This window comes from Candidatus Poriferisodalis multihospitum (assembly GCF_028283155.1).
GTDB lineage: Bacteria > Actinomycetota > Acidimicrobiia > Acidimicrobiales > Poriferisodalaceae > Poriferisodalis > Poriferisodalis multihospitum.
Genome location: NZ_JAPYOK010000114.1, coordinates 1 through 7,951, shown reverse-complemented (window position 1 = coordinate 7,951; position 7,951 = coordinate 1). Strand labels below are relative to the sequence as shown.

Here is a 7,951-nt window from a genome sequence, read left to right as displayed (position 1 = left end):
GTCGGCTTCTACCCCACCGCCGACGGTTGGGCGCTGGTGTTCACCTTGCCGTCGTGGGCCCCCCGGATGGTGCAGACGCTCACCAGCGCAGGCCTCGGCGGCGACAGCGGTGACGGCGACTCGCTGGCCGAACGGTTTGCAAGTCCTGCGTGGCTGGCAGATCCCGATCTTCCCGACATGGTCGAGACTGCACTCTTCGTGTGGTTGGCAGGCCACACCCAAAGCACGGTCGGCGCCGCAGCACAAGTCAACAAGTGGGGCGTGACCCCGCTGAACGCTCCAGCCGATCTGCTGGATGATCCGCACTTTGCGGCACGAGGCTTCTTCGTACCCGTCGAGCACCCGGCGGCGGGAACGGTCCGGCAGCTCGGTGCACCGTTTCGCCTCCATCGCGTCAACCCGCGCGATGCATCCGACCGGGCATCGACGACACCGCGGCATGCGCCACTGCTGGGCGAGCACGACGGCGAGGTACGTGCTGGCCTCGCAGCACCCGGCGTCGCGGCGACGAGCGAGGCCGGCAATCCTCGCTCACCGGACGTCGCACCGGCACGCCGGGAACCCACGCGGTTGCCACTGGGCGGCATCCGGGTGCTGGACCTGACGGTCGTGTGGGCCGGACCGGCCTGCACCATGTACCTGGGCGATCTCGGCGCCGAGGTGATCCGGGTGGACAACCCCTATGTGTTCCCGACAGCGACCCGCGGCTTGATGCCTCGCCCGCCGCGGGAGATCAACCCCGAATTGGGGCCGCTGTCGGGATACCCGGATCACGATCCGGGGCGACGCCCGTGGAACCGCCAGAACCTGTTCAGTGCTCATGCCCGCGGGAAGCTGAGCTGCACGCTCGACCCGCGCACCGAGCTGGGGCGCTCGACGCTGCACCGGCTCGTGCAGCAGACGGACGTGATTGTCGAGAACAACTCCCTCGGCGTGCTGCCGAAGCTGGGGCTCGACTGGGAAACTGTCCACGCTGTCAATCCGCGCACGATCGTGCTGCGCATGCCGCCGATGGGCCTCGAGGGTCCCTACTCGGACTGGGTCGGTTTCGGCGCCAACTTCGAGGCACTGTGCGGGCTGACGGGCCTGCGGGGCTACGCCGATGAAGATCCGACCAGCCTCACCTCGGTGTTCCACATGGATCCCGCCAGCGCAGCCACTGCTGCCTTCGCGGTGCTGGCGGTGCTGGGTCGGCGCGACGGTGTCGACGGCACCGGAGGCACCGGTGTCGGCGAGCTCATCGAGTTCTCGCAATCTGAGAATGTGATGCAGCACATCGGCGAGTACTTCATCGACGCTGCCGCCGACGGCACCCGTCATCAGCCGCTGGGCAATCGCTCAGTGGCCCGGGCTCCGCAGGGCTGCTACCGCTGCGCAACCGATCCGGATCGGCCCGACCACGACGACGAATGGGCGGTGATCGCTTGCGAGACCGACGCCGACTGGAAAGCGCTTGCCAGCCTGCTCGACAGCGACCGGCCTGACGGCGCCGCCGCGCTGGGCGAGGACGACCGATTGGCGACGCCGGCAGGGCGTCACGCCCGCCACGACGAGATCGACGAGCGGATCAGCGCCTGGACCCAGCAGCGCACCTCAGCCGAGGTGTTCCACCAGTGCCAGCAAGCAGGGGTGCCTGCGGGACCGGTGCTGCGCGAGTCGCAGCTGCGCGCCGACCCGCAGATGGGCGATCGCTGCTGGTTCCGCCAGAACGGTTCCGTCGAGCAGGGCTGGCACAGCTTTCCGGGACGCCAGTGGCGCTGGGACGGTCCCGAGATGCCGTGGCGGCCGATCGGCATCCTGGGCGACGCCAACGAGTACGTGTTCCGCGAGCTGCTCGGTCTCGACGAGGCCGAATGGCAGGCGCTGTGCGACGAGGGGCACATCACCCGCGATTACCTGAACCCCGACGGCACCTCTATGTAGCTGTTGTGCGCCTCCCGGGAGTGTCGCGCCCCTGATGCGCTTGGCGCGTCACGGGTAGATTGCCCGCATGGCAACTGACACGGGCACTGACACCGAGATCGAATTCTGGGTCGACCCCATCTGACCTTGGTGCTGGGTGACGGCCAGGTGGGTCGTCGACGACGTCGCTTCCGAGCGCAACCTGAAGGTGAAGTGGCAGCCGATCAGCCTGCTCTTCAAGAACGAGCCCCCGACCGACAGCCCGTACTACGACGCAGTGGTCGGCACGCACGGGCAGCTGCGGGTCATGGAGTCGATCCGGGCAGCCGAGGGCGATGATGCCGTGTTCGGCGTGTACTGGGACTTTGCGAGCCGCATCCACCACGACGGCGACCGCGACTTCGACATCGCGAAGGCACTCGAAGAGCTCGGCATCGATCCCGAGCACGCCAAGGCGGCAGCCGACGAGAAGTGGGACGCCGAGATCCGGTCCCGCATGGACGAAGGCTTGGCGCTAGTGGGCACCGACGTCGGCACGCCGATCATCGCCCTCAACCGCAGCGACGGGGAGCGCGTGGGCATCTTCGGCCCGGTCATCACGCGGGCACCCAAGGGTGAAGAGGCCCTGAAGCTGTGGGACGGCATGGTGGCCATGATGGACATCGACGGCTTCTGGGAGCTGAAGAAGACCCGCACCGAGCGGCCCGAGTTCGGCGAACGCCCGGTGACCGTGCCGCCGGTCGGCTGAGGCTCCTCGAACAGGATCTAGGTCGATGAGCGGCACGATTCTCGACGATCTCAAGATCATCGACACCGACAGCCACTGGTCGGAGCCGTACGACCTGTGGACGTCGCGGGCGCCCGCGAAGTACCGCGACCGTGTGCCGCGCATGGAGACCAGGGGCGGCAAGCGTCGCTGGTGGTTCGATGACGCCATCCCGATCGGGCTGCCCATCGCCTCGTCGGTGGTGGATCCTGCCGGCGAGAAGGTCACCGGCACGGTTTTCTTCGACTTCGACAACGAGATGGTGCACCGCGCCAGCTACGACGCCGAGGCCCGGGTGGAGATGCTCGACCAGCTCGGCCTCGAAGCGCAGATCATGTATCCCAACGTGGCCGGCTTCGGGAACCAGAACTTCCTGAAATCGCCCGACGATGCGCTGCGGCTCATCTCGGTCGAGATCTACAACGACGCGCTGGCCGAGTTCCAGGCGGCCAGCGGCCAGCGTGTGTTCGGCATGGCACTGCTGCCCTGGTGGGACCTCGACGCCGCAGTGCGCGAGATCGAGCGCTGCCACGCCAACGGGCTGCGGGGCATCGTGACGTGCTCCAATCCTGAGGAAGCCGGCCTGCCCGACATGGCGACGCCGCACTGGGATCCGGTGTGGCAGGTGTGCTCGGACCTGGCGATGCCGGTCAACTTCCACATCGGTTCGTCGAAGGGGAACCTGGACTACTACGGCAAGGCACCGTGGCCGTCGTTCGGTCTCGAGCGACAGCTGGCTGTCGGCTCGGCGAACCTGTTCATGGGCAACGCACGGGTCGTGGGCAACATGATCTATTCCGGCGTGCCCGAGCGCTTCCCCGAGCTCAAGTTCGTCTCGGTGGAGAGCGGCGTGGGCTGGCTGCCGTTCTTCCTCGAAGTGCTCGACCACCAGATGCACGAGACAGCGCCGAACGAGCTGGCGGAGCTCGACTTCCCGCACCCCACCTGCCTGTACCCACGCGACGATCACGACCTGGCCAAGGCGCTCGAGGGGATCCCCCGCGACGACGTCGAGCGCATCATGTCACTCAACGCCGCAGAGCTCTACCGCATCGACATCTGACACAACTCAGCCCGGTGATCGGTCGCCGTCCCGACGGCGGCGGACCCTGCTGAGCTAGAACAGCGCAATGAAGTTCGGGATCTTCTACGAGCTGTCGGTGCCGCGGCCCTTCAGCCGGGCCAATGAGTGGCTCACCTACCACAACGCGCTCGAACAGTGCCGCGTGGCCGACGAGGTGGGCTTCGACCATGTGTGGGCCGTGGAGCACCACTTCCTGGAGGAGTACTCCCACTGCCCCGCCCCGGAGGTGTTCCTGACCGCGGTGGCCGCGCAGACCCAACGCATCCGCGTGGGCCACGGAGCCGTGGTGTGCGTGCCCGAGATGAACAATCCGATCCGGGTTGCGGAGCGGGCGGCCGCGCTCGACATCATCTCGAACGGCCGCCTCGAGCTGGGCACGGCCCGCTCGAGCACGTGGACCGAGCTCGGCGGCTTCTGCGCCGATCCCGACGACACGAAGAAGACGTGGGACGAGTTCTGTCGGGTGATCCCGCAGATGTGGACCGACGACGACTTCGGCTGGGAGGGCGCCCGCTTCGAGATGCCCGCACGCAACGTCATCCCCAAGCCGTTCCAGGAACCGCACCCGCCGATGTGGGTGACCGTGACGACGCCGGGCACCGAACTGGACGCTGCAGCGCGAGGGCTGGGGTGCCTAGGGGTGAGCGCTGCCCCGTTTGCCGAGCAGGAGCGCCGTACGAAGGAGTACTACCGCCGGGTTGCGAATTGCGACCCGGTGGGCAGCTTCGTGAACGACCAGGTCCACACGCTCAACTTCCTGTACTGCCATGAGGACTATCGCCAAGCGGCAGCGCTGGGCCTGCCGATGGTGGGCGCATTCAGCATGTCCAACGCGCACCTGTACTTCACCCGCGAGGCGTACCCGACGCGGGCGTACCAGACGCTCGGCAATGCGGGTGCCGCATTGCGCAGCCGCGGGACCCCGAATGGAAGCGCGCCCGCCGACGACCCGAGCGTGGCCAAGGGCCTGCCCGAAGGCGTCGGCATCGGCGACCCCGACCATCTCGTGCGGACGATTCGGAAATGGGAGGACGTCGGCGTGACCGGCATCAACTTCCTGCTCAACGCCATGGAGATGATCCCCCAGGAGCAGGTGCTCGACAGCCTGCGGTTGTTCGCGACAGAGGTGATCCCGCAGTTCCAGACCCCGGACGAGCGGGCTGCCCGCGTGCAAGCACCCACTTCCGTTCCCGACGTCAGCTCGCCTGACGCATCTGAGCCTTCGACGATGTCCGCCGGGACGAGCCGATGATCTCGGGAACGGCAGCGGTCGACGAACTGGCCGCCGGCGCGCCCGAGATCGCTGCTTTCGGCACAGAGTCGGTGCGGCTCGGCGGGGTGACGGGCCTGTCGCTGGTTGCCGAGCTGCGGCGCCCGGCGCGCGAAGCAGTGCTGCCGCCGGGACTGCACCCCATCGTGCCGCCTGCCATGTCGCTGTTGGCGTGGGATGTGTCCGAGAGCCCGTGGGGAGCGTTCAGCGCTGCGTTCGTGCGGGTGGTGTGCCGCAGCGGCGCCCGCGCCCGGACGTTCTGCGTCGGCGCAACAGCATCCACCGATGATGCCGTTGCGGGCCTGCGGTCGCAGCTCGGCTTTCCGGCACAGCGGGCAAGCGTGGAGTTGCGCCGTCACTACGACGGCGTCGATCTGACGGTCGCCCCGGCCGGTGAAGCCGGCAACGGTGCAGCAGCTCAGCAGGGCGCCGGGCCGATGCTCGAGCTGAGCGCCCTCGACCCGGACCCGCTCTCGGCGGGCGATCTCCAGCAGGTCGGCTCGATGAATCTGGCACACACGCCGCTCGGGCTCCGGCTCGTCCAGATCGAGACGCATCACGAGCCGTCGCGCGTCGAACGGCTGGCGGCTCGGATCGAGCGGGCGGTGGGAGTGACGATCGATTGCTCCGACCCGGAGCGCATCGCCGACTTCTGGCAGGCCGCCATCGGCTTCAACACGCGGGTCGGCAACGGGCGTCCCTACATCACGCTGTCGGAAGCCGGCGGCGGCCGCATGCTCAACCACCTGACCATCCAGCGCGTACCCGAAGCCAAGACGACGAAGCTGCGTGCACACCTCGACCTGTTCACCCGCGACATGGATACCGAAGTGGCTCGGCTCGTGGCGCTCGGCGCATCGGTGCTGGTTCCGGCCGCAGAGGAGGTCGCCGGTCACCTCGGCTTCCGGGCCACCGTCATGGCCGATCCCGAGGGCTCGGAGTTCTGCGTCGTCTCTCGCTGACAAGCCGTCCGAAGTGCGCGCCCGCAGCTATGGCGTTCGTACCTCGCCGACTGAGCCGGCGACGAGGCGGGCCGAGCGGCGCTCGACCGCCAGGCCGTCGCTGAGCGGGAGGTCGTTCGCGGCTCGCAGACAGCGGCGCAGCGCTCGCGCCAGCGGCTGATCGATCCGGGCGAGCTGGCCGGCCAGTTCCGCTGTGCGGCTGTCGAGGTCGTCGGGCGGTACGACCTCGGCGACAATGCCGAGCCGGAGGGCCTCGGCTGCGTCGATGTTCCGGCCGCTGAGCACCAGCGGCAAGGCAGCCACCGGCCCGATTGCCGCGGTGAGGCTCTGAGTGCCGCCGGCGGCGGGAAGCATGCCGAGCTTGGGTTCTGGCAGGCCCATCACCGAGTCCTCGCTCGCGATGCGCAGATCGCACAGCAGCGACATCTCCAAGCCCGAGCCGAGCGCGTAGCCATGCAGTGCGCACAGGGTGGGCACCGGCAGGTTCACTAGCGGCAGCCACGGATCGCGGTCCCAGCGGATGCGCCGAGCGTCGAAGATCGACTCGGCAGTGCCGAACTCGGACAGGTCGGCACCGGCGCTGAAGTGCTTGCCCTCGGCGGCGAACACGACGCAGCGCACGTCGGGGACGTCGCGCACGGCAGCGATCGCCTCGATGAGCCCGTCGCGCATGTCCAGGTCGTAGATGTTGAGCGGTGGGTGACACAGCGTGATCGTGGCCACACCGTCATAGCCGAACACCAGCCGCACGCGCTCAGCCATGCTGAACACCGCCGGACTCGGCAAGGGAAGCCGGAGCGTGGGCGGCATCGCTGCAGAAGACCCGGCTAGCCAGCGGCATCACTGCGCCCGCCAGCGACACACGTGTGTGCTGGGGAGCGATGCCCGCAAGCTGATCGACCGCGACGCCTGCCGCCAGCAGTCCGGCAAGCGGATCGGGGTAGGAAAACGCGGGCGTCCGCGGTTTGTCGCCCAGCAGACCCAGGCCCGAGGCGGCGTGCACGCCGGTGCCGTAGGCGATCCAGTCGCGCTCCGGCGAATCCGGTTCGAATGCGGTGATCGCCAAGATGCGCAAACCCGGGTGGTGAGCTCGCAGTTGCGAGGGCAGAAGGTCCAGGTTGCCGAGCGCTCGCGGAGAGAGGGAGGTGACCAGAAGGTCTGCGGTCGCCAAGAGACCATCGAGGCGCTGGCGGCCCGCCGGGTGTCGGAGGTCCAGCTCGACTGCGGTCTTGTGTGCGTTCAGCTCGTCGTACATCGCCGTGCCCGCCAAGCCGTCAGGCCGTGCCGCAGAACTGACCTTGCGCACCTCTGCGCCCGCGCGGCCCAGCAGCTCAGTGCACAGCGGCCCAGCCCACATCGAGGTCAGGTCCACCACGATGACACCGCCGATGCCGGATGAGGCCCGTGCCGCGCCGGACGCGCCGAGGTCGATGCCGGACGTAGTCGGCGTCGTGCCGGACGCTGAGATCGCACCCCGCTGGGTGGACGCAACGGTGAGCCGGCGGTAAGGCGTCACCGGCAAGCGCCACTCCTGGGCCGCAACCGCGAGGGCTTCTGGATCGGACTCGCTGCGGTGCACGTCGGCGAAACGTTCCCAGGTCTCCGCGTCGTCCGGTCCGAGGTCGACGCACAGCGCGCCATCACCCCACGCAACCGGTCGGCTCGGCACGTCGGTAGTCCCGACCCGGCGGGGCATCTCGATCAAGCTCTGGGAGTCGCCCACCACACCGGTGCCCAGTCGTCGATCGACGGCAGCTGCCAGCTCGGTGCCATATTCGAACAGGCCCGGCGGCAGCCAATCGCTCATGGCTAACGCCCTGAGCTGTGTCTGATGCTTCTCATGGCTAACGCCCTGAGCTGTGTCTGATGCTTCTCATGGCTAACGCCCTGAGAAGTCAGGCGGGCGCTTGTCGAAGAAGGCAGCGAGGCCCTCGGCGCGGTCTTCGGTGGCTGCGAGCTGGTGGTTC

The 7,951-nt window shown here is 68.3% G+C and carries 7 protein-coding genes; 5 read left to right on the top strand and 2 right to left on the bottom strand.

The genetic code is table 11. The features are described 5' to 3' along the window. The 5 genes from VI480_RS13820 to VI480_RS13800 all read left to right on the top strand — a co-directional run. Positions 1 to 1,923, top strand: a 1,923-nt coding sequence (locus tag VI480_RS13820; protein WP_323673444.1) for a CaiB/BaiF CoA-transferase family protein, incomplete at its 5' end; no start/stop codon positions are given. 136 nt (positions 1,924 to 2,059) lie between these two features. Continuing rightward, positions 2,060 to 2,650 (top strand): hypothetical protein, encoded by a 591-nt coding sequence (locus VI480_RS13815; protein ID WP_323673443.1) that lies wholly within the window; start codon positions 2,060 to 2,062, stop codon positions 2,648 to 2,650. A gap of 25 nt (positions 2,651 to 2,675) precedes the next feature. Then, the gene (locus VI480_RS13810) at positions 2,676 to 3,731 is read left to right on the top strand and encodes an amidohydrolase family protein (protein WP_323673442.1); all 1,056 of its coding nucleotides are present in this window, start codon (positions 2,676 to 2,678) and stop codon (positions 3,729 to 3,731) included. A gap of 67 nt (positions 3,732 to 3,798) precedes the next feature. Beyond that, positions 3,799 to 5,004: an LLM class flavin-dependent oxidoreductase gene (locus VI480_RS13805; RefSeq protein ID WP_323673441.1), complete on the top strand. Its 1,206-nt coding sequence runs from the start codon at positions 3,799 to 3,801 to the stop codon at positions 5,002 to 5,004. Next, positions 5,001 to 5,984: a VOC family protein gene (locus VI480_RS13800; protein ID WP_323673440.1), complete on the top strand. Its 984-nt coding sequence runs from the start codon at positions 5,001 to 5,003 to the stop codon at positions 5,982 to 5,984. The genes VI480_RS13805 and VI480_RS13800 overlap by 4 nt, the downstream gene beginning before the upstream one ends. A 27-nt stretch (positions 5,985 to 6,011) precedes the next feature. Here the strand turns inward: VI480_RS13800 and VI480_RS13795 are convergent, their stop codons facing one another. Continuing rightward, a complete protein-coding gene (locus VI480_RS13795) occupies positions 6,012 to 6,746 on the bottom strand; it encodes an enoyl-CoA hydratase/isomerase family protein (RefSeq protein ID WP_323673439.1) in 735 nt (244 codons plus the stop codon). Further along, entirely contained in the window at positions 6,739 to 7,791 is a 1,053-nt protein-coding gene (locus tag VI480_RS13790) for a CoA transferase (RefSeq protein WP_323673438.1), read from the bottom strand. Before VI480_RS13790 ends, VI480_RS13795 begins: the two co-directional genes overlap by 8 nt. Positions 7,792 to 7,951: the final 160 nt, after the last annotated feature.